Origin of the sequence: Nonomuraea sp. CA-143628 (assembly GCF_050942315.1) — a bacterium.
Classification (GTDB): Bacteria; Actinomycetota; Actinomycetes; order Streptosporangiales; family Streptosporangiaceae; genus Nonomuraea.
This window is the reverse complement of the sequence record NZ_CP192072.1, coordinates 10,241,057-10,267,084: the sequence shown is the minus strand read 5'-3', so window position 1 is coordinate 10,267,084 and position 26,028 is coordinate 10,241,057. Positions and strand designations below refer to the sequence as shown.

Sequence of the window (26,028 nt, the reverse complement as noted above, 5' to 3'; positions counted from 1 at the left end):
GTGCGCGACAGAACCGATCGCCCGCCCCACCTGGGTCCGGGCGCATCGGCTGAGGGCACATCGGGGCAGGGCCGTGTTCAGGCTCTGCCGCTCACCGGCGCGGACGGCGCGCTGCCGCCGTCCGGCTCGGTGATCCCCGAGCCCGCCTGGCGGCGCGCGCTCGACCTGATCGGCAAGGCCGACGAGATCGCGCTGGCCTGCCACGTGTCACCCGACGGCGACGCGCTCGGCTCGATGCTGGCCACCGGCTCCGTCCTGCGGGCCCAGGGCAAGCGGGTCGTCGCCTCCTTCGGTGACCGGCAGTTCGACGTGCCGCGCCTGCTGCGCTTCCTGCCCGGCCAGGACCTGCTCGTGCCGCCGGCGGACTTCCCGGCGGAGCCGGAGCTGATGATCACCTTCGACTCCTCTACGCCAGACCGGCTGGGCCTGCTGGGCCCCAACACGGCCAAGGCCCATGAGGTCATCGTGGTCGATCATCACCTGTCCAACACCGGGTTCGGCACGCTCAGCCTCATCGACCCGCACGTGGCCGCGACGGCCGTGCTGGCCGAGCAGCTGATCTACCGTCTCGGCGGCAGCCTGGACCGTGACATCGCCACCTGCCTGTACGCCGGGCTGGTGACCGACACCGGTTCGTTCCGGCATGCCTCGACCACGCCGGAGGTGCACCAGATGGCCGCCCGGCTGGTCGCCACGGGGCTGCGTACCGACGAGATCGCCCGCGAGCTGTGGGACCGGTCTCCGTTCGGCTACCTCAAGGTGCTCGCCGCCGCGCTTGAGCGGGTGTCGCTGGAGGACGGCCTGGTCTGGACGTACGTGCCCCGGGTCGACCGGGCCGCCTACGGCCTGCCGTACACCGAGCTGGAGGGCCTCATCGACATCGTGCGGCGCACGGACGAGGCCGAGGTGGCGGTGGTGCTCAAGGAGGACGACCAGGGAGCCTGGCAGGCGTCGAGCCGGTCCAAGGGCGCGGTCGACGTCGGCGCGATCTGCGCCGTGCTGGGCGGCGGCGGTCATCACAACGCGGCCGGATTCACCTCGCACCTCAGCGTCGAGGACACCATCGCGGCGTTCCGGGCGCTGCTGCCGAGTCGAGACGGAGAGGCTTGATGGCCGAAAGTGGCTTGATCATCGTGGACAAGCCGGCCGAGTGGACGTCCCACGACGTGGTGGCCAAGATGCGGCGGCTGGCCGGCACCCGGCGGGTGGGCCACGCGGGCACTCTCGACCCCATGGCGACGGGCGTGCTCGTGGTCGGCGTGGAGAAGGCGACCCGGCTGCTCGGGCACCTGGCGCTGACGGAGAAGGTCTACGAGGCCACGATCCGGCTTGGTGTGACGACCAACACCGACGACGCCGAGGGCGAGGTCACCTCGACGGCCCCGGCGGCCGAGGTGCGCCCCGCCGAGGTGGAGAAGGGCATCGCCGCGCTCACCGGCGAGATCATGCAGGTCCCGCCGCAGGTCAGCGCCATCAAGGTCGGGGGGCAGCGGGCGTACAAGCTGGCCAGGGCGGGCGAGGACGTCGAGCTGGCCGCGCGGCCGGTCACCGTGAGCGAGTTCTCCGTGCTGGACATCAGGGCGCACGACGACGTGATGGACATCGACGCGGTGGTGACCTGCTCCAGCGGCACCTACATCCGGGCCCTGGCCCGTGACCTGGGGGCCGGGCTCGGCGTCGGCGGGCATCTGACGGCGCTGCGCCGCACCCGGGTCGGCCCGTACGACCTGTCGCGGGCCAGGACCATCGACCGGCTGGCCGAGGAATGCGTGGTCCTGCCCATCGGGGAGGCGGTGTCGGCGGCGTTCCCACGCTGGGACCTCACCGCCGAGGAGGCCAGGGTCGTCAGCCACGGCGGGCGGTTGCCCGCCGCGGGGCACGGCAAGGGCCCGATCGGCGTGTTCGGGCCGGAGGGCGAGCTGCTCGCACTGGTGGAGGAGCAGGGCCGCATCGCCAAGCCCCTGGCCGTGTTCATTTCCTAAACGTCATTTCCTAGACGTCATTTCCTAAGAACCGCCAGTCGTCTGGTGAGCGACGTTCGACGGCTGCCCGTAGCGGAAGGCGCGCACCCGGTAGGACGCGCGGCTCTCCTCGGGCAGCGTGACCAGGCCGAAGGCGTTGACGTCCGGATCGAGGGCGGCGACGACCCGGAAGTCCGGCCGGCCCGACGGGCGGTCCTCCAGCAGGAAGCCCTCCTCGTCGGAGGTCCGGTCGGTCCACCGGAACGCCACGCCGTCGGCCTGCGTCACGATGGCCCGCAGATCCGACGGCGCCGCCCCCTCGCTCCTGACCGGCCGCGCCCCTTTCGGACCGCCGGGGATCGTCCGCGGCTCCGACCAGCCGGGCTCCGGCTTGGAGTACGGGCCGCCGCCCAGCGCCACGTCCACCGGCGCGGAGGCCTGGCCGTAGTAGGGCCGCAACCGGTAGTAGAACGGCGTGCGCGGGATCAGATCGGGATGCGTGTACGTGCTCTGCTCCGGCGGCAGGAACCCCAGGATCGTGTACGGCCCCTGTGGCTCGGTGGCGAACTCCAGGATGTGCCCGGAGGCGCCCGGCTCGCGGCCCTCCCAGCGCAGCGTGATGTCGGTCGGCGACACGAGGGTGGCCGTCAGACGGACCGGCGCCTGGACCGGCGTCTGACGCGGTGCCGAGCAGGCGGCCGTCAGCAGGAGCAATGCCACCAGAGCTGCTCTCATCGGCGCTGCTCCGATCGCCGCTGCTTTCATGGTCCCTACTTGCGCCAGAACTGGATGCCGCTCCACTCGACCGTGGCGGGACCCTTGCCGCTGCCCGTCCGGTAGGCGCCGAACTTGTCGTAGAAGCTGCCGCTCTCACTCGACACGGTGTGCTTCAGCGACCCGTTGATGTAGGTCCGATGGGTGCTGCCGACCACGTGAACGGTGTTGACGCGGACCGTCGTGCCGATGGTGGCGCCGGTGGCGATCGTGTCGCCGCCGTGCACGGAGTAGAGCCGGCCGCCGCGTTCGACGGCGAGCATGAAGAACGGGCCGGTCGTCTTGAAGGTCTGCTTCAGGCTGATGCGGGTGCCTTCCAGACTGGTGATCTTGAAGTAGCCCTCGAACTGGCGGGTGCCACTGGAGTAGGTGGCGTAGCGCCGCTCGGCCCGCTGGTCGCCGCTGTCGGTGGAGCAGTTCAGCTTGAAGGTCAGGTCGTTGACGTCACCGCAGCCCCGCTCCTGGACGGTGAAGGTCGGTTCGTACGAGGTCCAAGGTCCCGACTCGACAGGGTCGGCCGCGGCGGGCAGGGCTGGGACGAGTAATCCGATCGCTAGCGCGCCCGTGGTGACTAATCGCATCGTTCCTCCCGATTAGGAAACTTTCCTAACAGGATTCGTGGGAGCACTTACCACACTCACTCGTCAAGGGATGTGATGTGAGCTGTCGGAAGCGGGGAGAGGTCCGACCTCTTATGGCTTGCGGGCCACCAAGATGTCGCGGACGATCGCCTGGTCGACCCAGTGCTCGAAGTCGGGCAGATCGACCACGTCGAGCCCCGCCTTGGCGAGAATCTCGGCCAGGTCGTCGCGGGTGCCGCCATAGGTGTTCCACGAGATGCCGAGGGCGCCGCCGGGCCGCAGCAGCTCCGCCCAGACAGGCGCGGCCTTCCTGATGAGCTCCAGGGGGCTGCGCGACAGCCCAGCGCCGCCGCCCCTGCTGCCGTGCTGCACGCCATAGGGGGCGTCGGTCACCACGACGTCGAAGGAGCGCGGCTTGAAGAACTCGCGGCTGCGCAGGGTGTCGGCGTTGACCACGGAGACACGCTGCGTGTCGCCGGACTTGAACTCCTCCTTCGACCGGCTGAAGGAGATGTTCAGCCGGCGGCCGACCAGCGCCCGCTCGCGGCGTACGGGCACGATCTCGGCGGTGTGCTTGAAACGCTTGTTCTTCAGCCAGGTCTTGAGGAAGCCGGTGTACGCCTCGAAATCCTTGCTGTCGACATCAGCCCCATAGGCGTCATATCCGTACACGAGGGCCTGGTTGAGCGTGGTGCCACGCCCGCACAGCGGGTCGAACACCGACAACCGCTCGTCCAGCCGTCGGTCGCTCGCCAGCACCGTGACGTTCAGCAGCAGCTTGGTGAAGTGCTCGTTCGTCTTGCCGGCGTATTTCTGGATCGTGATCAGATCGCTGCTGAGCCGGTCGAGCGGCGACACGGTGAGCGGTCGCAGCAGCCCGCCCTCGATCCCGTAGAGCGCGTAGACCGAGGAGAGGTTGGACAGCAGCGCGACGTCGCCGGCGCCGAGCGGCTCGGACGTCTCGAAGGTCACGTACGGCAGGCCGCCGATCACGCTCTCCCCGAGGTCGGACACCTCGGTCTCCAGGGCCCGCCGGCCGAAGAAGGCCAGCTCGGCGAGGGTCAGGCGGACCGCGCTCTCACCGTAGACACGGTTGAAGGCAGGCAGGATCAGAAGTGCGTATCGAGGCATGGTGCGGCCGATCGTACCCCCTCGATTGGAGCCGACGCGGCGGCGCATGGCAGGCTGGTGGAGGATTGATCCGCGACAAGCGAATGGGGCCGGGCGTGCAGGGTTCGGAAAGGTCCGCCGTCACGATCGGCGTGTTCGACGGCGTCCACCGCGGGCACCAACAGGTGGTCGAGCGGGCCGTGGCCGCCGCCCGGGAGCGCGGTCTGCGCGGCGTCGCGGTCGTCTTCGAGCCGCATCCCGCCGAGGTCGTCCGGCCCGGGTCCCACCCGGCCCGCCTGACCACGCCGAGGCGCAGGTCGGAGCTGCTGACCGAGCTCGGCGTGGGCGAGGTGTGCGTCGAGGAGTTCACGCTGGAGCTGTCCAGGATGAGCCCCGGCGAGTTCGCCCAGTCGATCCTCGCCGACCGGCTACGGGCCGCCGTGGTCGTGGTGGGGGCGAACTTCACCTTCGGCCACCGCGCGGCCGGCACCACCGAGACCCTGGTCGCGCTCGGCGAGAAGTACGACTTCGCCGTCGAGGTGGTCCCGCTGCTCGACGGGGTCTCCTCAACCGAGATCCGCGGCCGCCTGACGGCCGGTGACGTCGAGGGCGCCACGGCGGGCCTGGGCCGCCCGCACCGGGTGGAGGGCGTCGTCGTGCGCGGCTACCAGCGCGGCCGCCAGCTCGGCTTCCCCACCGCCAACGTCGAGACGCCGCCCCACACGGCCATCCCCGCCGACGGGGTTTACGCGGGCTGGCTGGAGTGCGTGCCCGTCGCCAACCTGCCCGCCCTCTACGCGGGTGAGCGCTGGCCCGCCGCGATCTCCGTCGGCACCAATCCCACCTTCGAGGGGGTCCCGCGCACGGTCGAGGCGTACGCGCTGGACCGCGACGACCTGGAGCTGTACGGCGTGCACGTGGCGGTAGACTTCGCGGCGAGACTGCGGGGAAACACCCGGTTCGACTCGATCGAGGAGCTCATCGCCCAGATCCACACCGACGTCGACCAGGCCCGGCGGCTGACCTCGGGCTGAGGATTGATGACGCGGCGCTTGACCGCGATGGTAACCTTGCATGTCGGTCCAGTGACGGCGGCGCTGCGCGCTGCTCTGACGGCCTTCGCCGCGGCGACTGTAGGCACGCACGGTCGCTCGCATTACTTATCTATTCGCGCGTGCCTGTAGCTCAAAGGAGAGCCGTGTCCCTCGACACCGCTGCCAAGAAGACCATCATCGCTGAATACGCGACGGCTGACGGCGACACCGGGTCGCCCGAGGTGCAGATCGCGCTGCTCAGCAAGCGCATCAGCGAGCTGACCGAGCACCTGAAGACGCACAAGCACGACCACCACAGCCGTCGTGGCCTGCTCCTGCTCGTCGGGCGCCGGCGCCGCCTGCTGAAGTACCTGCAGAAGGTCGACATCGCGCGTTACCGTGCGCTCATCGAGCGCCTCGGCCTGCGCCGATAGAGTGAGAGGGAGCGGCGTCCGCGTCGCTCCCTTCTCATTGCACCACCGGCGCGTCGAGCGCCGTACAACTGAATATCCGAGACACACTTAAGAGCCCCCGCGTCCGCACAAGCACCAAGCGACCCGCGACGCATGCGGGCCGGTCCTCGGTAGTGGCTTCCGGTAACAGTGACAGTTCTGACCGGGCGCTTCGATCGAAGACCGGCGCTGCACCTAACGAGGGTGCCGGTGAGAAAGAGGGCGCGGGAGACTGACTGACCAAGGAGGTCCCCCGTGGAGGGTGTCCACACCGCTGAAGCCGTCATAGACAACGGCTCATTCGGCACACGCACGATCCGGTTCGAGACCGGTCGTCTGGCGCGCCAGGCGGCGGGTTCCGCCGTCGCCTATCTCGACAACGACACGATGGTCCTGTCCGCGACCACCGCCTCGAAGTCGCCCAAGGAAAACCTCGACTTCTTCCCGCTGACAGTGGACGTCGAGGAGCGCATGTACGCCGCGGGGCGCATCCCCGGCTCGTTCTTCCGCCGTGAGGGCCGTCCCTCCGAGGACGCCATCCTCACCTGCCGCCTGATCGACCGGCCGCTGCGCCCGTCGTTCGTCAAGGGGCTGCGCAACGAGGTCCAGGTCGTCGCCACGGTCATGTCCCTCAACCCCGACCACCTCTACGACGTGGTCGCCATCAACGCCGCCTCGCTGTCCACCCAGCTCGCCGGGCTGCCCTTCTCCGGCCCGATCGGCGGCGTCCGCGTCGCGCTGATCGACGGCCAGTGGGTCGCCTTCCCGACTCACCACGAGCTCGAGCGCGCCACGTTCGACATGGTCGTGGCCGGGCGGGTGCTCGCCGACGGCGATGTCGCGATCATGATGGTCGAGGCCGAGTCCACCAAGGACACGCTGAAGCTGATCGCCGAGGGCGCCGTCGCGCCCAACGAGGAGACGATCGCGCAGGGCCTTGAGGCCGCCAAGCCGTTCATCAAGGTGCTGTGCGAGGCGCAGTCGCGGGTCGCGCAGGTCGCGGCGAAGGAGACCGCCGAGTACGCCGTCTTCCTCGACTACCAGGAGGACGTCTACGCCGCCCTGGAGAGCGCGGTCAAGACCGAGCTGGCCGCCGCGCTGACCATCGCCGGCAAGAAGGAGCGCGAGACCGAGCTCGACAAGGTCAAGGCGCTGGCCGTCGAGAAGCTGCTCCCCGAGTTCGAGGGCCGCGAGAAGGAGATCTCCGCCGCCTTCCGCTCGGTGATGAAGAAGCTCATGCGCGAGCGGGTCATCAAGGAGGGCCTGCGCATCGACGGCCGCGGCACCAAGGACATCCGCGCGCTGTCCGCCGAGGTCCACGTGGTGCCGCGGGTGCACGGCTCGGCGCTGTTCGAGCGTGGTGAGACCCAGATCCTGGGCATCACGACCCTCAACATGCTGCGCATGGAGCAGGTCATCGACACGCTCAACCCCGAGCGGACCAAGCGCTACATGCACAACTACAACTTCCCGCCCTACTCCACCGGTGAGACCGGCCGCGTGGGCTCGCCCAAGCGCCGGGAGATCGGTCACGGCGCGCTGGCCGAGCGGGCGCTGATCCCCGTCCTGCCGTCGCGTGAGGAGTTCCCTTACGCCATCCGCCAGGTCTCGGAGGCGCTGAGCTCCAACGGCTCCACCTCGATGGGCTCGGTCTGCGCCTCCACGATGGCGCTGCTCGACGCCGGTGTGCCGCTGCGCGAGATGGTCGCGGGCATCGCGATGGGCCTGATCGGCGAGGGTGACCAGTACGTCACGCTGACCGACATCCTCGGCGCCGAGGACGCCATGGGCGACATGGACTTCAAGGTCGCCGGCACCAAGGACGTCATCACCGCGCTCCAGCTCGACACCAAGCTCGACGGCATCCCCGCCTCCGTGCTGGCCGCCGCGCTGAAGCAGGCCAAGGGCGCCCGCCTGGCCATCCTCGACGTGATGCAGGAGGCGATCGACTCTCCGGCGGAGATGAACCCGACCGCACCGCGCATCATCACCATCAAGGTCCCCGTGGACAAGATCGGCGAAGTCATCGGCCCGAAGGGCAAGATGATCAACCAGATCCAGGACGACACGGGCGCCGAGATCACCATCGAGGACGACGGCACCATCTACATCGGTGCCACCGACGGCCCGTCGGCCGAGGCCGCCCGCACGGTGATCAACGGCATCGCCAACCCGCACATGCCGGAGGTCGGCGAGCGCTACCTGGGCACGGTCGTGAAGATCGCCGCCTTCGGCGCGTTCGTCTCGCTGATGCCCGGCAAGGACGGCCTGCTCCACGTCTCCCAGATCCGCAAGCTGCACGGCGGCAAGCGCATCGAGAACGTGGAAGACGTCATGAGCGTCGGCGAGAAGGTCCAGGTCGAGATCGCCGAGATCGACGGCCGGGGCAAGCTGTCCCTGGTGCCGGTCGAGGTGATCGAGAAGGAGGCCGCCGAGAAGGCCGCCAAGGCCGAGGGCGACTCCGCCGACGGCTCCGGTGCCGAGGCTCCGGCCGCGGCCGCCTCGGACGACAAGCCGCGCGACGACCGTCCCCGCCGTACCCGCACCCGGGTGCGGGCGCCCCGCGCCGACGGTGCCGATGGAGACGACCGCAACTCGTGAGAACCACCACGCTGCACCCCGGCCGTGACGGGGCCGGGGTGGTAAGGCGCACCGTCCTTCCCGGTGGGCTGCGCGTGGTGACCGAGACCATGCCGACCGTGCGTAGTGTCGCGGTCGGCATGTGGGTCGGCATCGGCTCGCGTGATGAGGACTCCCGGCACATGGGAGCCACCCACTTCCTCGAACACCTGCTCTTCAAGGGCACGCCCACGCGCGACACCATGGAGATCTCGGCGTCCATCGAGGGCATCGGCGGGGAGATCAACGCCTTCACCGCCAAGGAATACACCTGCTACTACGCCCGGGTGCTCGACGAGGACCTGCCGGTCGCGGTCGACGTGCTCGCCGACGTGGTGACCAGCTCGCTGATCACCCCCGACGACGTCGAGTCCGAACGCGGGGTGATCCTCGAAGAGATCGCCATGCACGACGACGACCCGTCCGATGTCGTGCACGAGCAGTTCGCGGCGGCGCTCTACGGAGACTCGCCGATCGGGCGGCCCATCCTCGGCACGGTCGAGTCGATCAACGAGCTCCCCCGCGACCGGATCGCCGACTACTACCAGCACCACTACGAGCCGCGCCGCACGGTCGTCTCCGTCGCCGGCAACATCCGGCACGAGGACGTCGTCGAGCTGGTCGTGCGCGCCTACGAGCGGGCGGGCGTGCTCGGCGGACCGCTGGAGGCCGAGCCGCCCCGCACGAGCGGGCCGGGCGCCCGGACGCGGTCGGGGGTCAAGGTGCTCGACCGTCCTACCGAACAGGCCAACCTGGTGCTCGGTACGACCGGCATGTCCCGTACGGACGACCGGCGCTTCGCCCTCGGCGTGCTCAACGCGGCGCTCGGCGGCGGCATGTCGTCCCGGCTCTTCCAGGAGATCAGGGAGAAGCGCGGGCTGGCCTACTCCGCCTACAGCTACACCTCGGCCTATGCCGACACCGGCCAGTTCGGCATCTACGTGGGCTGCCTGCCGTCGAAGATCGACGACGTGCTCAAGATCTGCCGTGACGAGGTCGTCAGGGTGGTCGACGACGGCCTCGACGCCGACGAGATCATGCGCGGCAAGGGGCAGATGCGGGGCGGGCTGGTGCTCGGCCTGGAGGACACCGGCTCACGCATGTCGCGGATCGGGAAGAACGAGCTGGTCTACGACGAGCTGCTGTCCGTGGACGAGGTGCTGGCCAGGATCGAGGCCGTCACTCCGGACGAGATCGCCGAGGTCGCGGCCGACGTCCTCAACCGGCCGCTCACGCTCGCCGTGATCGGTCCGTACGGCGACAAGGACTTCTCCAGCGCCATCGCCTGATGACACTGCCTCGCTGTTTCGCGGGGCCGCTGCCTTGCTGAGGCGCGTGGGGCCTCCCTTCCCGGAGGGCCCACGCGCCTCGGCAGGTATAGGGTTGACCTGTGATTAAGGTAGGTGTGCTGGGCGCGCGCGGTCGCGTGGGCGTCGAGGTGTGCAAGGCGGTAGAGGCGGCCCCCGATCTGGAGCTGGTGGCGGCGCTCGACAAGGACGACGCCATCGAAGGGCTCCAGGGCGCCGAGGTGGTCGTCGACTTCACCCATCCCGACGTCGTCATGGGCAACCTCGAATGGGCGATTGCCCACGGGATCCATCCGGTGGTCGGCACCACCGGCTTCGGCGCCGAGCGGCTCGACACCGTGCGCGGGTGGCTGGCCAAGTTCCCCGGCACCAACTGCCTGATCGCCCCCAACTTCGGCATCGCCGCCGTGCTCATGATGCACTTCGCCCAGATGGCGGCCAAGCACTTCGACTCCGTCGAGATCGTCGAGCTGCACCACCCCAACAAGGCCGACGCGCCGTCCGGCACCGCCCGCCGCACGGCCGAGCTGGTCGCGGAGGCGCGCGCCAAGGCCGGGATGGGCCCGATGCCCGACGCCACCTCCGCCGAGCTCGACGGAGCGCGCGGCGCCGACGTCGGCGGGGTCCACGTCCACGCCGTACGCCTGAGCGGGCTGATCGCCCACCAGGAGGTGCTGCTGGGCGGCGACGGGGAGATCCTCACGATCAGGCACGACACCATGAGCCGCTCGTCGTTCACCCCGGGCGTGCTGCTCGGTGTGCGCCGGGTGCGCGAGCTGCCCGGCCTGACCGTTGGCCTGGAGCGGTTGCTCGACCTCTGAACATACGTCATGCCCACGACCTGACCCGGGTCATGGGCACGACGTGAGGAGGGGATCCCGGCACCGCACAGCCGAGCCTGTGCCCACCACATTAATATCCAGGGGCGCGAGCAGGCCGAACATGAGACCGTGTCGGCATGGCGCGATGGGTCGAGCCGGGGGAGCTGCCCGGACTGGTCGATGTGGAGCTGGCGGCCGACGGGCTGTTCGAGCAGGTGGGGATCGTCTTCCCGCCGGGCACGACCATGATCGAAGAGGTCACGGATCCGTCCGCAGTGCTGGTCGAAGGGGAGCCGCCTGCCGGGTTCGCGCTGATCGGTTGGGTCGACGGCAACCTGCACCTGGACCAGCTGGCCGTACACCCGTCGTGGATGCGGCAGGGGATCGGCGGGCGGCTGGTCGCGGCGGTGCGCGACCACGCGACCGCGAGCGGCGCGCCCGCGGTGACGCTGACGACCTATCGGGACGTGCCGTGGAACGCGCCCTGGTACGCGCGGCACGGCTTCTCCGTGCTGCCCGAGGGGGAGTGGGGGCCGGAGCTGCGGGCGCTGGTCGAGCACGAACGCGAGCTGGGCATCGAGGTGGCGCCGCGCGTGGTCATGCGGACGGTCGTGGCAGCTTAAGCCGTAGCGGCTTAAGTCGTGCCAGGAGCCGTGACAAGTGCCGTCGTAGGCCAAATGGTGGCAGGTTAGACGCCGAGCTCGTCGGCCAGCCGCTTCAGGTACGAGGCGAACTGGCGGCGGTCGTAGTCGTCCCACCCCACGGTGAGCTCGTCGAAGGCGCGGCGCTGCCACTGGCGCGAGCCCGCCAGGAGATTCTCGCCATGCGCGGTGAGCTGCAGTGACGCGCGCCGGCGGTCAAATTCGGAGGAGGCACGGGTCAGGTAGCCCGCCTTGGTGGCGTCCTTGACGATGCGGCTGGCCCCGGAGTGGTCGAGGCCGAGCTGGTGGGCCACGGTGCCGACAGTGGCCTCCTCGGTGGCGTCGTTGCCGGTGTCGACGGCCTCCACGGCCAGGATGTGCTGCACGTGGCGAGTCTCCCCGGTCTGCTCCTCCGAGGCGCTGTTGATCCACCGGCGCGACCAGAAGCGCACCAGCCGGAAGAGCGCGGGACCGCCGTCGCCGTCAGCGGGGGTAACGCCGTGCGCGTTCATGTCCACACTGTACCCCCGGATGGATGCGATATGCACATATAGTGTGTGCGAATCGCATATATTGTCTCTCGTGAGGGAAGCGACATGTCCATCGTCCTGAACCACCTGATCGTCCCGGCGGCCGACAAGACGGCCGCCGCCACGTTCCTCGCCGACCTGCTCGGGCTGCCGCTCTCCGAGCCGTCCGGTCCGTTCGTGCCCGTCAGGGTCAACGACGACCTGGCGTTCGATTTCGACGACCGGCACCAGGTCCAGCCGGGCCACTACGCGTTCCTGATCGACGACGACACCTTCGACGCGGTGCTGCGCCGCCTCCAGGAGTCCCCGTCGATCTCGTACGGCTCCGGCCCGGGCCACGGCTGGGACGGCAGGATCAACCACCTCGGCGGCGGACGTGGCGTCTACGTGCGCGATCCCAACGGTCACAGTTACGAGCTGTTCACGGCCGTCCCCTAGCGGAGTAGGGTGGCGACCGTGACTGCCGGGTCGGCCAAGTGCCATGACGAGACGGGGCGCCCGGTCACGCCTTGATCACCGGGCGGGCCCGTGGCCCGCCGCCTCTCGCGTTCCCCAAGCGGAGATCGCAGAGGAAGGAGGTGATCGCATGTCCAGTGCTTGGGAAGGCTTCACCACGCGGCACGCCGTCGGTGACGTGCTCGACGGGCGCGTAGTCAGTGTCTTTCCGTTCGGCGCCTTCATAGAGGTCGCCGACGGCATCCACGGGCTGCTCGTCGAGCGGGATCAGCGACAGGTCGGGTCGAGCGTCTCGGTACGGATCGACGAGGTCGACCATGACAACCGGCGGCTGAGACTCACCGCGAGCTGAGGCTGATGGCGCGTGCGGGGGCTCTTACCGGCCCTCGCACGTCGCCGTAACCGCCTACAGGGTGATCGCGAGGCCGAGGGTGAGCAGCAGGCCGTACGCCAGCTGCAGCTTGCCGGTCTGCTGCAGGACGCCGATCAGCGCCGGGCCGACGGCGCCGTTCAGGACCGTCTTGACCGGCGCGATGGCCAGCGGCGCGGCGAGCACGGCCGCCGCGGCCAGCGGGGCGACCAGGATCATGGCCAGGGCGATCACGAACGGCACGATCAGGCACGTCGCGTACAGCGTACGAGTGCGCGCCGCGCCCAGCACGACCGCCAGCGTCCGCTTGCCGGACTCGCCGTCGGTCGCCACGTCGCGCAGGTTGTTCACGACGAGCATGGAGCACGACAGGAGCCCGACGGGGATCGAGGCCACCAGAGCGGCCCAGGACAGGTGCTCGGCCTGCACGTACGCGGTGCCGACCACGGGCACGATGCCGAAGAAGGTGAACACCGCGACCTCGCCGAGCGCGCGGTAGCCGTACGGAGACTTGCCGCCGGTGTAGAACCAGGCGGCGGCGATCGCGGCGGCGCCCACGAGCAGGACCCACCACGCGCGAGTGGCCAGGACCAGGATCAGCCCGAGCACCGCGGCGACGCCGAAGCAGCCGAGCGCGGCCGCGAGCACCTGCGGCGGCGTGGCCACCCGCGAGCCGACCAGGCGCATCGGGCCGACCCGCTGGTCATCGGTGCCGCGGATGCCGTCGCTGTAGTCGTTGGCGTAGTTGACGCCGATCTGCAGCGACAGCGCCACGAGCAGCGCGACGATCGCGCGCCACCAGACGAAGCCGTCCTCGCCGATCGCCACGCCGGTGCCGACCATGACGGGCACGATGGCGTTGGGCAGGGTGCGGGGACGTGCGCCGGCGATCCACTGGCCGGGGGTTGCCATATCGACGAATCCTCTAGCTGATGTCGGTGGTGAGCCTGACCATGCGGATGGGACGCCCCATGTCGAGCACGCGCTCGGCCATGTCCTCGCCCCAGCCGGCCGACTCCAGGAAGCCCAGCACCGCGTAGTTGTCGGCGAACACCCAGGTGACGATCTGCCGGAAACCGTCCTCCCGCAGGTGATCGACGGTGGCGTTGAGCAGCCGGCTGCCATGCCCGCGCCGGACGAAGTCGGGATCGACCAGCAGGGTCAGCATCTCGGCGACGATGGTCGGGTCGAGGTCGGGGTCTTCGGCGGGGGCGTGTGAGGCCAGGCCGACCACCCGCTCACCGCCGCGCGGCGTGGCCAGGGCGGCGCTACCGCCCACGCCTAGAGCCGGGAAGCCCTCGGTGTCGAGGATGGTCTCCACCGCCACCAGCACCCGGTGCATGGGTGTGGGCGGGGCGACGATCGCCTCGTCCCACTGCCGCAGCCACATCTTCTCCGCCGCGGCCCCCGTCATCTGCTCGAGCGGCCCCTCGGGGAGGAACTCCCGATAGCCGTAGCGCCAGGCGCGGATCTGAGTATTCGCAACCTGGAGCACATCCTCGCGCCGGGCCGCCCGGACGCCTACGTCTGCCATCTCGGCCCGCTCCTTCGCCTGCCGTCCATGCCACAAGGCACGAGTTACACCGTATCGGTGTTTGAGCCTTGGAGATGACGCGAACCCTGCTTCCTCGCCCGGTAGGCGCGCGTTTTGGTGCGGTTGCCGCATACCCGCATGGAACACCACGAGCGTGATCGGTTCTTCGAGGAGTCGATGAACGCCCACTGGCACATGCTCTCGGCGCAGACCTTCAGCCGGTGCCACGACTGATCCGTCACGGCGGCGGCGATCCTGGCCAGACCGCCTCGGACGCCGTCCTCGACGGGGATCAGATCCGGCGTGGCGCCGACGCGTACCAGCAGCGGAAAGGCCAGCAGTCCGGGCATCTCCGGAGTTTCGCGTCTTAACCCCATCCGCAGGACTTCCCGCAGAGTGAGCGCGGCGGCGAGGTCCTCGTCGGTCGCGCGGTCGCGCGGGCCGATCAGACCCCGCTCCCGGAGCCAGATGGCCAGCTCGGCGGGTGAGGCCAGCTCGTCGGCATCGCAATCGAGAGCGTACGTGTTCACGAAGTCGCGCACGAGCTCCGCGGGCGCCAGCATGTCACCACTGTACGGCAATAGCAGGTTGCGCCATCATGGGGCGCATGATCGTTCGCACCTGGCGGGGCTGGACCCGGGAGTCCGATGCCGCGGCCTACGAGGACTACCTCCTGCGCACCGGATTTCCCGGCTACACCGAGACGCCGGGCAACCGCGGCGCCTACTTCACCAGGCGCGCCAGCGGGGACATGACCGAGTTCTTCCTGATCTCGCTGTGGGAGTCGTGGGAGGCGATCAGGGCGTTCGCCGGCGACGATCCGGGCGTGGCGGTCTTCTATCCGGAGGATGACGCGTTCCTGGTCGACAGGGAGCGGACCGTGGAGCACTACGAGGTGTTCGCCAGCGCCTGAGCGAGTGGAGCATTACGAGGTGTCGCCAGCGCCTGCGCCAGTGGAGCGCTACGAGGTGTTCGCCAACGCCTGCGCCAGCCGCCGCACCCCCTCCGCGAGCTCCGCCAGATGGGCGGCCGCGATGTGCGTGACGCGCAGGCGGGGTCCCGGCGGCTCCGACGGGTAATGGATCCTGCCGGGGCTCACCAGCACGCCGTTGCGTTTCGCGGCTTCGACCAGGGCGTTCTCGTCGGTTTCCGGTGGCAGCCGTACCCACAGGTGCATGCCGCCCTTCGGCAGCAGATGCAACTCGGCGGTGGGCAGCCGCGCGGCCAGCTCGGCGGCGAGCGTGTCGCGGCGGACCAGGATCTCGCTCCGTACGTTCGCCAGATGCCGGCGCCAACCGGGCGACTCGACGAACTCCAGCACGGTCTCCTGCAGCGGACGCGCCACGAAGAACGACTCCACCAGCTGGCTGGCCCGCAGCCTGTGGGAGGCCGGGCCGCGCGCGATGACGGCCGCGACCCGCGCGCTCGGTGACAGGATCTTGGTGAGCGAGCAGATGTAGACGACCGTGCCGTGCGCGTCCATCGACACCATGGGCGGCGGCGTCCGGTCGCTGAGGTAACGCGCGTAGTCGTCCTCGATCACGAACGCGCCCGCCGCCCTGGCCACCTGGAGCACCTGTTCCCGGCGCTCGTGGGTGAGGGTGGCGCCGGTCGGGTTCTGCAGGGTGGGCTGGCAGAGGAACACCCGCGCGCCGGTGACAGCGAACGCCTCGGCCAGCAGATCGGGCCGTACGCCGTCCCGGTCCATCGGCACGGCCGTCGCCCGCAGCCCCGCCGCCCTTGCCGCGGCCAGCGCGCCCGGATAGGTCGGCGTCTCGACCAGGACCGGCGTGCCCGGGGCGGCCAGCGCCCTGAAGGCGTGCGTGAGCGCGGCCTGGCCGCCACTGACGATCAGCGCGTCGGCCGCGGTCACGTCGCCCCCGGCCTGTGTCGCGAACCACCTGCGCAGCTCCGCCAGCCCGCTCAGTGGCGGCATCGCCCACGCCCCCGGCCTGCGCACCGCCCGCCCCGCCGCGGCGGCCAGCTGCTTGTCGGGCCTGAGGCCGGGGTTGAGGTAGCCGCCGGTGAGCGGGATGACCCCCTCGGGCGGCGGAGTCAGCAGCCCGGTCACCGGGCTTTCATCGACCACCCGATCGCCCAGGGCGACGGTCTGCCAGGAGAAGTCCGGCGGCTCGTTGGGTTTTGCGGGCAGTTGGGCGATGAACGCCCCGATGCCCGGCTTGGTGACGACCCGGCCCTCGGCCGCCAGTTGCCCGATGGCCCGCGAGACCGTCACCGGGCTGACGTTGTGGCGGCGCATGAGCTCTCTGGAGGAGGGGAGACGGTCTCCCGGCCGCAGACGGCTGAGCTCTTGGCGCAGGATCGCGGTGATTTGGGCGATACTGCTATCCTGTTCCATGACGGATAAGAATAGCGCTATCGTTGGCGACAGAGTAGCGGTGGTCGCTTCCCCGGGGTCTCCACGAGGCCGGGGTACTCTCCTCGCCTTCCTCGGCGTTCTCGCTTTTTCCGGCTCCTTTCCCGCCACCGCCTACGCGATGCGCGGCTTCGACCCGTGGCTGGTCGCCATCGGCCGGGCCGTGATCGCCGGCGTCATAGCGCTCATCTGCCTCAAAGCCGCCCGTCTTCCCCTGCTCCCGCCCCGCCACCAGTGGCGCTCCTACGGGGCGATCTCGCTCGGCGTGGTCTTCGGGTTCCCCGTCTTCAGCGGCCTGGCGCTGGACCTCGGCGCCACCACCGCCCACTCCGCCGTGGTCATCGGCCTGCTCCCGGCCGCCACGGCCGTCTGCGCGGTCGTGCGCGCCGGCGAGCGGCCGCGCCCTCTCTTCTGGGTGGCCTGTGCGGCAGGCGCCATCGCCATCACCGCCTTCACCCTCACCCGTGGGCAGGGCACGGCCGCCTGGCCCGACGTCCTCCTGCTCGGCGCCCTGGTCTCGGCGGCCGTCGGCTACACCGAAGGCGCCCGGCTCTCCCGCGAGACTCCCGGCTGGCAGGTCATCTCCTACGCTCTCGTCCTCTCTTTGCCGCTCACGGTCCCGGTGACGGCTGTACTTTTTCTCACCACCCCCGTCCACCCATCCCCCGAGGCTCTGGCCGGGTTCGCGTACGTGGGGGTGATCTCGATGTTCCTCGGGTTCGTCCCTTGGTACGCCGGTCTGGCCAGGGGCGGCATCGCCAGGGCGGGGCAGACGCAGCTCACGCAGCCGCTGTTGACGCTCACCTGGGCGTGGTTCCTGCTGGGGGAGAGGTACGGGCCGGCCACTGTGGTGGCCGCGGTGGCCGTACTCGTCTGTGTGGCTGTCACTCAACGCGCACGCACTTGAAGGCGGTGATGTGCGGGGGCTGTCGCCGGATGCGCTCGTGGTTGAGGGCGGTGGCGTGTGGGGGCCGTCGCCCGACTCGCCCCGTAGTCGAAGGCGGGTGACGTTCGTGTGGCCGTCGCCCGATGAGCCCGTACCTGTGTGAATGCCATGCTTGTTTGCCCGCCATGGCACAACCCCGCACGGCAGGAGGGCGTACTTGAAAGACATGACGCCGCCCCGCAGGATAGGAGGCGGAGGTGTCACACATGGCAGACCTCACCATTCCCGAAGGCGGCTTCTGGCCGGCTCCGGAGATCCCGCAGCCGAACATCTACCCGATGGAGTGGCGGGTCGAGACGGCCAAGCTCGCGGCGATCTACGAGAAATCCAAACGGACGATCTGGAACCCGGCCGACCTGCCCTGGGACGGGCTGAACCCGGACGACTTCACCCGTGAGCAGCGTCTCGGGATCATGTACTGGTTCGCCGTGCTGGCCAACTTCGACGCCTCGGGGCCGGCGGTGTTCGCCCGCGCCACCATCCAGGCGTTCGAGAAGCACGAGGAGGATCCGGTCCGGAAGTGCTTCTTCTCGATCACCCGCGACGAGATGAACCACGAGGAGTGCTGCCAGCGGACCATCGCCAAGCTCTGGCCCGGCGGCCCCCTCGACTGGACCCCGTCCGACGACCTGGAGAAGGCCGCCCACAACAACATCGGCTGGCTCTATCACAACGGCGGCCGCTACTGGACCGGCTACAACGTGGCCGTGGGCAAGTACACGCTGCCCGTGCTCTTCACCAGCTTCATGATGGGCGAGATGGCCGCCTCTACCCTGTTCAGGGGCATGGCCTCGGGCACCGAGCATCCCGTCTTCGGCGAGATGTTCCAGCGCATCGGCCGCGACGAGTCCCGACATCTCCAGATTTGCATGGTCATTCTGGAGAACGAGTGGCCCGGCCTGACCGACGAGACCCGCGCCCTCATCACCCGCCAACTCCGAGCCGGCTTCGTCTTCCTGTCCATGATCCTCTGGGAGCCGCCGGAGGGCTTCTGGGAGCTGCCGCCGTACTTCCTGGCCAATCACCGTGTCTTGATGGACCACGCTCGGGAGGCTGGGCTGGGTGTGCTGTCGTATGAGGAGCAGGCGGAGAACTGGCGGCTCGCCATGGCCCGCATCCGCGCCATCGTCGAACGCTGGGGCATCGCCTTCCCCGCCATCCCCGAACTCGACCTGGAGGGCGTACAGGTCGACTTCATCGATCCCGAGGAGATCATCCCGGTCTTCTGAGCATCCCGGTCTTCTGAGCACGGCGCCGAGCGCGCCGTCGTGGCGCGCAGCGACGTCCATCCGTTTCAGACGTACGATCCGTGCCATGTGGGGACGCATCGATGGGTTCCGCGTGGTCGAACTCGGTATGCCTGGCGAGCAACGCACCTGGCTGACCGATCTGGTCCTGTCCGGCGCCAAGACGGCCACGGCGGGTCTGCTGGAGCTCGACTACGAAGCCGAGGATGAGCCACTGGAACATGTCGGCGAGCGCCTGGTGCTCGTGGACGATGAGGGCTCACGGGCGGCTCTGCTTGAGGTGGTGGGGGTGGAGCAGGTGCCGTTCGGGGCGGTGAGCTTTGAGTTCGCGCAGGCGGAGGGGGAGGGGTACCGCTCTGTCGAGCACTGGCGTGAGGTTCATGCACGGTACTGGGCCGGTCTCGGGCGCGAGGTGACCGACTCGTCGACGGTTGTCTGCCTGACCTTCCGCCTCGTTACGCCCTAGGCGAGCGCTCTTCGGGGTGCTCGTAGGCCGGTCACCCTCGCCGCGTACTCGTGGGCTGGTCACCCTTGCCGCGAAGCAGCACCATTGAACTGCTTGGAAGTGCTTGCGGGGCGAAGGGGGCGCCTGGGAATTTTCGGCTATTCCGGCCAGTCTTCCTGGGCGACCACATATGTGCCTCGATAAGGAACGGTGAATACCCAGCCTCGCTTCCGCAGGGACTCGACCGCGCTTCGGGCTGTGACCTTGGCGACCCCGTAGCGCCGCATCAACGTCTTTTCGCTGAATATCGCCCGGTTGGGTCGAAACTCACCGCTGCGGATTCGCTTGACGATGTCATCCGCGATATCTTCGAAAACCGGTGTCTTTCGTCTTTGCCGCAGACCTCCAGTCGTGCCCACGAATGTGCCCTCGCCCGACACCGTGTGGGCCACCTGACGGTGGCGCAACTCTCGGGCGACTCTACGTGCCGTCGTCCTGCCGATGTAGAACTCTGCCTCCATCGCAGCCTCGCTCGGCAGAGCCTGTCCGGCCAGCAGTTCGCCCTTGCGGATTCGATCGTGGAGAATGTCGGCGACCTGCATATAGATCGGAGTAGGTCCTTCACGATCGATCATGCCTACATTCTAGATGTCTCTATGCAGCGGTCGAGCAACTTCAGTTCTCGGGCCACGACTCTTTGGGCGACACGTAACTGCCACGCTGGGCAACCGTGTAAATCCAGCCACGCTCACGAAGAAGCGCCATGGCCCGCCGTACGGTCTCGCGGGCGCAGTCGTATTGCTGAAGGAGCGCTGTTTCGCCAGGGATCGGACGTCGCGGCAGATACTTGCCTGCCTTTATCTGTTCCGTTACGTCTGTTGCTATCTGCTGATAAAGCGGGACTTTGCGCTGCTGGCGCGGCGCCTCATTCGGGGCGCCGACGAAGGTTCCCTCGCCTTGGACGGTGTAAATGAGGCCCTTTTCGCGGAGCACATGAATCGCTCGTCTGGCGGTGGTCCTGGCGACTCCGAACTCGGCCTGGATGTCGGCCTCGCTCGGCATGGGTTGCCCCGAGGCGAGACCGGAGAGTCTGTGGCGGAGGATCTCGGCGATCTGAAGGTAGGGATGGGTGTCTCCATCGTAGTCGAGCACATACGCAAGATAGGCGAAGAGGTACGACCCATCCCATATCCATCGGTCTAAATAGAGGTCTCGAACGTTCTGACTAGTCAGAGTGATACAACTAGACATAAGATGCAGGCATGGCTCGCGCAGAGCGAAAGTTGTACGGCGGCTGCATTGGGCGTCACGTTGAGGCGGCTCACGACGACTGCATACGCATCGACTGGGATCCAGTGGGGCCCTGTGCTGAGCGGATGCGTGTGCGGGGCCACACCTGTGATTGCCAGCCGGTGTTCTACGAGCTGTGTCAGGCAGGCGGTCAGCGTTACATCCGCAGGACGACGAGAAAGGGTGGGCGAGTGGTGGTGGAGGAGAGCGTCCGAACGAACGCCTCTCAAACGGACATCCTGTGGTCTCTGTTGCTGTGGGGAGACGCTCGATGATCGCGAGACGCCGTCGGAGCATCCTCGGGTGTCTTCTCGCTCGGCTGTGCGACATCCGTGACCGGGCGCGCTCAGCCTGTCCGTTCTCCCGGCAGACGTCATCCCAAGAGCTCCGCGTTCTGCCGGGGCCCCACCCGTTCGCGCAGGTCCCCTTTCCGCGGCTGGGACCTGCGACGACCTTCTGGTGGGCCATTTCGCTGGAGTTGCGGAAGGCGACATGTTCGAGCGGCCGCTCGCGGAACGCCGCGGTTTCGCTATCCGGGCCGACGCGTATCCACGGGACCTTGCATGTGAAGCTCCCGCTGTCCGCACTGAGGGGGTTGACCCGGGTCGGTTAGGTCCGACTGGGGAAGAGCCATCATGAACGTGTCCTTCTGGGAAGGCTTCCGGCATTTTCCTTTGGCCGTCACACGATGGCGCAGCCCAGTGTCTGATCGTTGCTGCCACTTGGAGGGGCGTCATCGACTGGGTCGCGCTGGCCCCGCATCCCGCGTCTGATACGGGGCCAGCGACGAGGCAGCCGCCCTCTACAGTCGAGCGGCTGCGATTTCAGAGAGTCTTCGTGCACTACGGGTTCCCTGATCGCCGGTGATCGCAGTTCGCCGACGCTCCGAGAACCCGCGCGGGGGATGCTGAGCCTTTCCCACACGCCCGCTACTGGGTAGACCGCGCAGGGAGTCCGACCGTCCACGGTGTTACTGCGCTGGCGCGCGTTGTGGACGGACCCAGTAGCGGGTAGACGTGGTCCCATGCCCTCCGGGAGGCACGGGACCACGCTGGTGCGAGCGGTTGGCCGACTCACGTCAAGTCGACCTGCTCGCAGAGGTAGCGTCTCACGCTCTGCTGAGGGAAGCCTTGCCTTCAGAGCTATCAACGCAAACATGCCTTTCGCTGGGCTTGCGGTGGATCAGCACCCTTAGGGGTGCTCAGAACGCCGCATAAAGGCTCGGCGAGGCAGGAGAGCGCGTCGAGCGAATGCGCAGGCGGGGCGGCCGCCAGAAATGACGTCCCAAGGAGTGGTGTAGTTTCTCGGCCACTCGGCTCAGTTCGTCCCTTGTAGAGGCCAGACATCGTGGATCCACCACAGCGGGACACCACCCAGCCGCGGCCGGCTGATCCTTATGGCAGTGGGAGGCAGTGAAGCCTTTAGCCATGTCGGGCCCGCGTCGGGCTCGGCATCCGGCGGTCTGGTTTGCGCTGGCCCCGACGATCTGGTGCTTGGGGGAAGGGCCGGGCGGTTGGGATTCGGCCATCTGGGGCGCGCCTGGGGTTCGGCGGGGGTCCGGACGATGTCCCGCAGAGCGGTGCAAGTTTTCACCCGCCCAGCCCTGTTCGCCTATGGGGGAAACGTACAACGAGATCGTGATCCACCACTGGGTGGGACACCACCTCGGCGGCGGTCGGGTCGGGCTTGAGGTCCCGGTGGTACGGGTTTGGTGGTCGGCTCGGGGGCGGTGCCCATCAGGGCGGACGGAGAGTGGCCTGGTCCCGGACCACTCTCCGTGACGGTCAGAAGGGCACCCGACGCCATGCCGTTTCCGTGACGATCAAGTGATCGAGGAATTGCAGCCCGACCGTCTTCGCAGCCTCGGCGAGACGCGCCGTGGCCAGCAGGTCCGCTTCGCTCGGATCGAGAGAGCCGCTCGGATGGTTGTGCGCGATCCCGAATGCCGCCCCACCAGCCGTGAGCACCGCAGTGATGATGTCCCGAATCGGCACCGTCGTGTGGTCGGAGCCACCCTCGGTCAACACCACTCGGCGCAGCACGGCCCCCCGAACGTCGCAGGCCAGCACGACCAACCGCTCCCGGGAGTGGCCGCGGAGCAGCGGAGCGACGACCGTCGCCAGGTCGGAAGTGCTGCTGATCTTGGTTCGCTCAGGATCTGTCTGCGCTCGCCGTACGAGATGGAAAGCCGCCGCCACCCGCGCCGCCTTGGCGGGCCCGACGCCAGGCACGGCGAGCAGGCGGTGCGGCTCGGATCGGGCCAGCCCGTCAAGATCGCCGCAGTGCGCGATCACCTGGGCTGCCAGATCCATCGCGCTCGCCCCTCGAAAACCGGAACCGAGGAGCACGGCCAGCAGCTCCCGGTCGGCCAGCGCCGTGGCCCCGCTTGCCATCAGCCGCTCGCGTGGCCGCTCACGCATGGGCAGGTCTTTGACTCGCATCCGCAACCTCCAGAATGGTTGTATCAACGAGCACTGACAACCTTGGCCTGGCCAGGAGGGATCGCCTGGAAGGTCGCGGGGAACGTCTTTTGAGCTCCAATCGGGCTGACTTGGCGGTCTCGCCCGGAGTTGACTCTCAGATGCGATGCGATCAGTCCGTAAGGGTGATCGCGACCTCGTACGCCGGCCCTTTCACAAGCCAGATCGCGCCCGCGTGCGGAGCCTCAGCGGACGGTGAGCCATGCGCGGATTTCGTCCATGAGTGGGACGGGCGCGTCATGGTGGACCAGATGGCCGGCGGCGTCGATCAGCGAAAGGTCGGCGGTGGGGATCAGGCTGTGCAGTCGTCGGGCGATATCGGTGGGGATCCACGCGTCGCTGTTGCCCCACAGGATCCGTACGGGGATGCTGATGCGGCCCAACTGTTCCTCGTTCTCTTCGAGGAAGCGTTCGTCATAGTGGGCGATCTGCCGGTAGAAGGCGGGCTGGCCTTCCTCTCCCGTCCACGGTTGCACCAGGGCGCCGAGGTCGTCGTCGCGCAGGCCGCGGTGGCTCGCGCCCTGAATGTAGGCGCGGACGATGGCGGTATGGATGTAGGCCGGTAGCTGCGGCAGTACGTCAGGATGATCTTGCACGAACTTGAAGAAAGGCGAGCCGCTGGGCGGGATGGCCACGACGTCGACGAGCATGAGGGAGGCGTAATCGACGCCCAGGATCAGGTGCGTGCGCAGAGATACGGCGCCGCCGAAGTCGTGGGCGATCACATGTGGCCGGTCCAGCCCCCAGTGCGCGAGCAGCGCCGCGAACGCATCGGCCTGCGCGCCGAAATCCACGGGATGATCGGCGTGCTTGGAGGACTGGCCATATCCGGGCATGTCCCACAAGTAGATGGTGAAGTCGCGGCTCAAGGCCTCCGCGAACGGCTGCCACAACACCGACGAGAACGGCGTGCCATGACAGAACACCACGGCCGGACCGGCACCCGCGCGTCCCCAGGCGATCTGCCTCCCATGCCACTCGAATCGCTCCGTAAGCTCCATGCCTACTCATGCTAGTAAGCCGTCCTCAGTGGGCTGGTGCATCACATCCGAAAGCCAACCCCCGAGAGACTTCCAGGTGAGGCCCCTTAGCTTGATGTTGTTTCGAGCCGAAGCTCATGTGGCGGCGCTGGACAAAGGCGCTCGCCGGTTCGGGTGGTGGTCCGTGAGTGGTGGAGCCTCGATCGGGGCGCGTATCGAGTCGTGATCAGTCTGGGGATTTGTGACTGAGCGTTCTACAGCTGGCCTGCGAGCGTTTTGGTTGGCCACGCTGAGTGGCGTTGTTGGCCCCTGACAGTGCGGGACCCGGTGACTTCGGATGTCAGTGGTTCCACGTACGGTCTGCGCATGGTTGATCAGAGGCCCCCCGTGGCATCCATACTCGACTTCGTGACCTGGGAGCCCGTGCTGCGGCTCCTGCTGGCCGACCACCCGCAGAGGCATGCTGCCCGGTCTGTCCGTGTGACGGGACGTATTGGCCGGCATAGCTCGAGTCTGGCCCTGAAGCGACGGATGCGGCCGCCGGGCCGTGCCGCCCAGGTGGAGGACATGCAGGAGAAGTTCGACGCGGTGGAGCGGGTGCAGAGCGCGCTCGCGGACGCCGGAGTCGACGACATCTCGTTCACGGCGGAGATTCAACCGACCGGGAAGACCACGCTCCGCCTGCTCGGGCCCAGCCCGGCCGTGGAACCCGGCATCGGCAGCCCGCACCCGGGGGCGCTCATCCTGGTCGACGGCTCCCTTCCCGAGCCCTGGCACCGTCTCCCTGATCCGGTGCCCGGGGCAGTTCCGGCCCCTTCAGCGGACCTGGAGTTGCTTGAGCGGACGCTGCGCGAGCGGTTGCCGCACGCCATCGGCGCGACGGAGGAGGAGATCGCCGACGCTGAAGCGCGCCTCGGCGTCACGCTGCCCGATGAGCTCAAGGTGCTCTACCGGGTGACACGGGCACGGTGGGAGGACTTGGGCAACGACTACGAGGCAGCGGAACGTGAATATGCAGCGGTCGGCTTTGAGCTTTTCGACCTCGACGGCCTGTACATCGCCGATGCGTCGTCCCGCCACTGCCGCTGGGAGTTCGCGGCGATGGAGGCGGTCGTTACCCCGCCGGACGCCATGGTGCAGGGCCTCGTCGGCTCACCCGGCTGGATCGCCTTCGGCGACAATGGCGGCGGAGACCGGCTGGCCGTCGATCTGACACCCGGCCCCCGCGGACACATGGGACAGGTCATCATGCTCTCCCACGAGGAGAACGCCGGCGCCGCGCTCGTTGCCGGTTCCCTCACCGACCTGGTGCTGGGCCAGCCCGGCGTAGAGCCCGGCAGTCCGCACGAGCAGCAGCCACCAGCCGTGGCATGGGTCAACATCGCAAGCTTGGAGAGCATCCAGGCCGCCGCGCACCCCGGCTTGGAAGTCCTGTCCATCGGGGTGTGGCACGGTGCACCGTTCAGCCTTGCCCCCGTCACCGGGCTGCCCCGCCTGCGCACCCTTACTGCCTACCCCGGCACGCTGGCCGACCCCCTAGAGATCACCAAGCTCACCAGACTGGAGTTCCTGGAGCTCGGCCCGGAAGAGTGGCGCGTCCTGCTCGACGCCGGAGCCGTACCACGCAGCTTGTCGGCCGCCGCCATCGTGGTGCACGGCATCCAGGACCCCCTGCCCATCGTGGACATCGCAAACGAAATCCTGGCCCTCTGGGACCGGCCCCAGATCATCCAGACCGTCCTCGAAGGAGATCTCGGCCCCGTGGCATAGCCCACGGGGCAACACATGGGGCGCCCAGGACGACGCGTTCCGCGGCCGCTCGTGAGAAATCGCGGCCCGTGTTCTGGCTCCTTCCAGCCCTGAACCAGGTTTTCTGTGGAACGCCGCCGAGCAGGCCGTTTAGGGCCGGGCAGGGGAGGAGGAACGGCGCTGACCAGGCCGTATGCGGCCGAGCGGGGGAGGGGGAACGCCGTCTGGGATGACGTTCCAGCGCGTGATGGAATTGCGTCCTTGGGTGGAAGATCTATGGCGTCGTCCAGATCACGTTCCGTTGATCTCGATGATCGCCTTATA

General features: G+C 68.5%; 27 protein-coding genes. 15 read left to right on the top strand and 12 right to left on the bottom strand.

Annotated features, from left to right (window positions below):
* On the top strand, positions 1–1,110 hold the full coding sequence (locus ACQP2T_RS46480; RefSeq protein ID WP_433511229.1) for a DHH family phosphoesterase: 1,110 nt from the start codon (positions 1–3) through the stop codon (positions 1,108–1,110).
* Complete coding sequence (gene truB / locus ACQP2T_RS46475; protein ID WP_433511228.1) at positions 1,110–1,982, top strand: tRNA pseudouridine(55) synthase TruB; 873 nt, start codon at positions 1,110–1,112, stop codon at positions 1,980–1,982. Before ACQP2T_RS46480 ends, truB begins: the two co-directional genes overlap by 1 nt.
* Before the next feature lie 24 nt (positions 1,983–2,006).
* Here the strand turns inward: truB and ACQP2T_RS46470 are convergent, their stop codons facing one another.
* The 3 genes from ACQP2T_RS46470 to ACQP2T_RS46460 all read right to left on the bottom strand — a co-directional run bounded on the left by ACQP2T_RS46470 (position 2,007) and on the right by ACQP2T_RS46460 (position 4,447).
* Positions 2,007–2,696, bottom strand: coding sequence for a hypothetical protein (locus ACQP2T_RS46470; protein ID WP_433511227.1), 690 nt, complete (start codon positions 2,694–2,696; stop codon positions 2,007–2,009).
* Between the two features lie 35 nt (positions 2,697–2,731).
* On the bottom strand, positions 2,732–3,316 hold the full coding sequence (locus ACQP2T_RS46465) for a hypothetical protein (protein WP_433511226.1): 585 nt from the start codon (positions 3,314–3,316) through the stop codon (positions 2,732–2,734).
* Between the two features lie 111 nt (positions 3,317–3,427).
* Positions 3,428–4,447: a TRM11 family SAM-dependent methyltransferase gene (locus ACQP2T_RS46460; RefSeq protein WP_433511225.1), complete on the bottom strand. Its 1,020-nt coding sequence runs from the start codon at positions 4,445–4,447 to the stop codon at positions 3,428–3,430.
* An 83-nt stretch (positions 4,448–4,530) separates the two neighbouring features.
* On the opposite strand from ACQP2T_RS46460, the gene ACQP2T_RS46455 reads away from it, so the two are divergent.
* The 6 genes from ACQP2T_RS46455 (at position 4,531) to ACQP2T_RS46430 (ending at position 11,282) form a co-directional block, all read left to right on the top strand.
* Entirely contained in the window at positions 4,531–5,460 is a 930-nt protein-coding gene (locus ACQP2T_RS46455) for a bifunctional riboflavin kinase/FAD synthetase (protein WP_433519922.1), read from the top strand.
* Between the two features lie 164 nt (positions 5,461–5,624).
* Positions 5,625–5,894 carry a 30S ribosomal protein S15 gene (gene rpsO, locus ACQP2T_RS46450; protein WP_214642971.1) on the top strand — a complete coding sequence of 90 codons (270 nt, stop codon included), beginning with the start codon at positions 5,625–5,627 and terminating at the stop codon, positions 5,892–5,894.
* A 273-nt stretch (positions 5,895–6,167) separates the two neighbouring features.
* A complete protein-coding gene (locus ACQP2T_RS46445; RefSeq protein ID WP_433511224.1) occupies positions 6,168–8,513 on the top strand; it encodes a polyribonucleotide nucleotidyltransferase in 2,346 nt (781 codons plus the stop codon).
* The gene (locus ACQP2T_RS46440) at positions 8,510–9,820 is read left to right on the top strand and encodes a M16 family metallopeptidase (RefSeq protein ID WP_433511223.1); all 1,311 of its coding nucleotides are present in this window, start codon (positions 8,510–8,512) and stop codon (positions 9,818–9,820) included. The genes ACQP2T_RS46445 and ACQP2T_RS46440 overlap by 4 nt, the downstream gene beginning before the upstream one ends.
* 101 nt (positions 9,821–9,921) lie before the next feature.
* Positions 9,922–10,659, top strand: a complete 738-nt coding sequence (dapB, locus tag ACQP2T_RS46435; RefSeq protein ID WP_433511222.1) for a 4-hydroxy-tetrahydrodipicolinate reductase — start codon at positions 9,922–9,924, stop codon at positions 10,657–10,659.
* 137 nt (positions 10,660–10,796) lie between these two features.
* A complete protein-coding gene (locus tag ACQP2T_RS46430; RefSeq protein WP_433511221.1) occupies positions 10,797–11,282 on the top strand; it encodes a GNAT family N-acetyltransferase in 486 nt (161 codons plus the stop codon).
* 65 nt (positions 11,283–11,347) lie between these two features.
* Here the strand turns inward: ACQP2T_RS46430 and ACQP2T_RS46425 are convergent, their stop codons facing one another.
* Positions 11,348–11,812, bottom strand: a complete 465-nt coding sequence (locus tag ACQP2T_RS46425) for a MarR family winged helix-turn-helix transcriptional regulator (RefSeq protein WP_433511220.1) — start codon at positions 11,810–11,812, stop codon at positions 11,348–11,350.
* A gap of 84 nt (positions 11,813–11,896) precedes the next feature.
* Between ACQP2T_RS46425 and ACQP2T_RS46420 the strand changes: the two genes are divergently transcribed.
* Positions 11,897–12,268, top strand: coding sequence for a VOC family protein (locus ACQP2T_RS46420; protein ID WP_433511219.1), 372 nt, complete (start codon positions 11,897–11,899; stop codon positions 12,266–12,268).
* 148 nt (positions 12,269–12,416) lie between these two features.
* On the top strand, positions 12,417–12,638 hold the full coding sequence (locus ACQP2T_RS46415) for a S1 RNA-binding domain-containing protein (protein WP_433511218.1): 222 nt from the start codon (positions 12,417–12,419) through the stop codon (positions 12,636–12,638).
* Between the two features lie 54 nt (positions 12,639–12,692).
* Here ACQP2T_RS46415 and ACQP2T_RS46410 read toward each other — a convergent pair whose 3' ends face one another.
* From ACQP2T_RS46410 to ACQP2T_RS46400, 3 genes are read right to left on the bottom strand one after another with little or no spacing between them, the layout of a single operon-like run.
* Positions 12,693–13,568, bottom strand: coding sequence for a 1,4-dihydroxy-2-naphthoate polyprenyltransferase (locus ACQP2T_RS46410; RefSeq protein WP_433511217.1), 876 nt, complete (start codon positions 13,566–13,568; stop codon positions 12,693–12,695).
* A 13-nt stretch (positions 13,569–13,581) separates the two neighbouring features.
* A complete protein-coding gene (locus tag ACQP2T_RS46405) occupies positions 13,582–14,190 on the bottom strand; it encodes a GNAT family N-acetyltransferase (RefSeq protein ID WP_357946807.1) in 609 nt (202 codons plus the stop codon).
* A 44-nt stretch (positions 14,191–14,234) separates the two neighbouring features.
* Complete coding sequence (locus tag ACQP2T_RS46400) at positions 14,235–14,753, bottom strand: CGNR zinc finger domain-containing protein (RefSeq protein ID WP_433511216.1); 519 nt, start codon at positions 14,751–14,753, stop codon at positions 14,235–14,237.
* 44 nt (positions 14,754–14,797) lie between these two features.
* On the opposite strand from ACQP2T_RS46400, the gene ACQP2T_RS46395 reads away from it, so the two are divergent.
* Positions 14,798–15,103: a hypothetical protein gene (locus ACQP2T_RS46395; RefSeq protein ID WP_433511215.1), complete on the top strand. Its 306-nt coding sequence runs from the start codon at positions 14,798–14,800 to the stop codon at positions 15,101–15,103.
* A gap of 48 nt (positions 15,104–15,151) precedes the next feature.
* Here ACQP2T_RS46395 and ACQP2T_RS46390 read toward each other — a convergent pair whose 3' ends face one another.
* Complete coding sequence (locus ACQP2T_RS46390; protein ID WP_433511214.1) at positions 15,152–16,549, bottom strand: PLP-dependent aminotransferase family protein; 1,398 nt, start codon at positions 16,547–16,549, stop codon at positions 15,152–15,154.
* A 40-nt stretch (positions 16,550–16,589) separates the two neighbouring features.
* Here ACQP2T_RS46390 and ACQP2T_RS46385 point away from each other — a divergent pair, with 40 nt between their 5' ends.
* The 3 genes from ACQP2T_RS46385 (at position 16,590) to ACQP2T_RS46375 (ending at position 19,226) form a co-directional block, all read left to right on the top strand.
* Positions 16,590–17,474, top strand: coding sequence for a DMT family transporter (locus ACQP2T_RS46385; RefSeq protein WP_433511213.1), 885 nt, complete (start codon positions 16,590–16,592; stop codon positions 17,472–17,474).
* 245 nt (positions 17,475–17,719) lie between these two features.
* The gene (locus ACQP2T_RS46380; protein ID WP_433511212.1) at positions 17,720–18,742 is read left to right on the top strand and encodes a hypothetical protein; all 1,023 of its coding nucleotides are present in this window, start codon (positions 17,720–17,722) and stop codon (positions 18,740–18,742) included.
* Between the two features lie 85 nt (positions 18,743–18,827).
* A complete protein-coding gene (locus tag ACQP2T_RS46375; RefSeq protein ID WP_433511211.1) occupies positions 18,828–19,226 on the top strand; it encodes an ASCH domain-containing protein in 399 nt (132 codons plus the stop codon).
* A 137-nt stretch (positions 19,227–19,363) separates the two neighbouring features.
* On the opposite strand, the gene ACQP2T_RS46370 is transcribed toward ACQP2T_RS46375, so the two are convergent.
* The 4 genes from ACQP2T_RS46370 to ACQP2T_RS46355 form a co-directional block, all read right to left on the bottom strand.
* On the bottom strand, positions 19,364–19,840 hold the full coding sequence (locus ACQP2T_RS46370; RefSeq protein WP_433511210.1) for a GntR family transcriptional regulator: 477 nt from the start codon (positions 19,838–19,840) through the stop codon (positions 19,364–19,366).
* Positions 19,841–19,880: 40 nt separating this feature from the next.
* Complete coding sequence (locus ACQP2T_RS46365; protein ID WP_433511209.1) at positions 19,881–20,357, bottom strand: GntR family transcriptional regulator; 477 nt, start codon at positions 20,355–20,357, stop codon at positions 19,881–19,883.
* Between the two features lie 1,922 nt (positions 20,358–22,279).
* Complete coding sequence (locus ACQP2T_RS46360; RefSeq protein WP_433511208.1) at positions 22,280–22,936, bottom strand: JAB domain-containing protein; 657 nt, start codon at positions 22,934–22,936, stop codon at positions 22,280–22,282.
* A gap of 224 nt (positions 22,937–23,160) precedes the next feature.
* Positions 23,161–23,976 (bottom strand): alpha/beta fold hydrolase, encoded by an 816-nt coding sequence (locus tag ACQP2T_RS46355; RefSeq protein ID WP_433511207.1) that lies wholly within the window; start codon positions 23,974–23,976, stop codon positions 23,161–23,163.
* A 546-nt stretch (positions 23,977–24,522) separates the two neighbouring features.
* Between ACQP2T_RS46355 and ACQP2T_RS46350 the strand changes: the two genes are divergently transcribed.
* A complete protein-coding gene (locus ACQP2T_RS46350; protein WP_433511206.1) occupies positions 24,523–25,725 on the top strand; it encodes an SMI1/KNR4 family protein in 1,203 nt (400 codons plus the stop codon).
* Positions 25,726–26,028 lie beyond the last annotated feature (303 nt).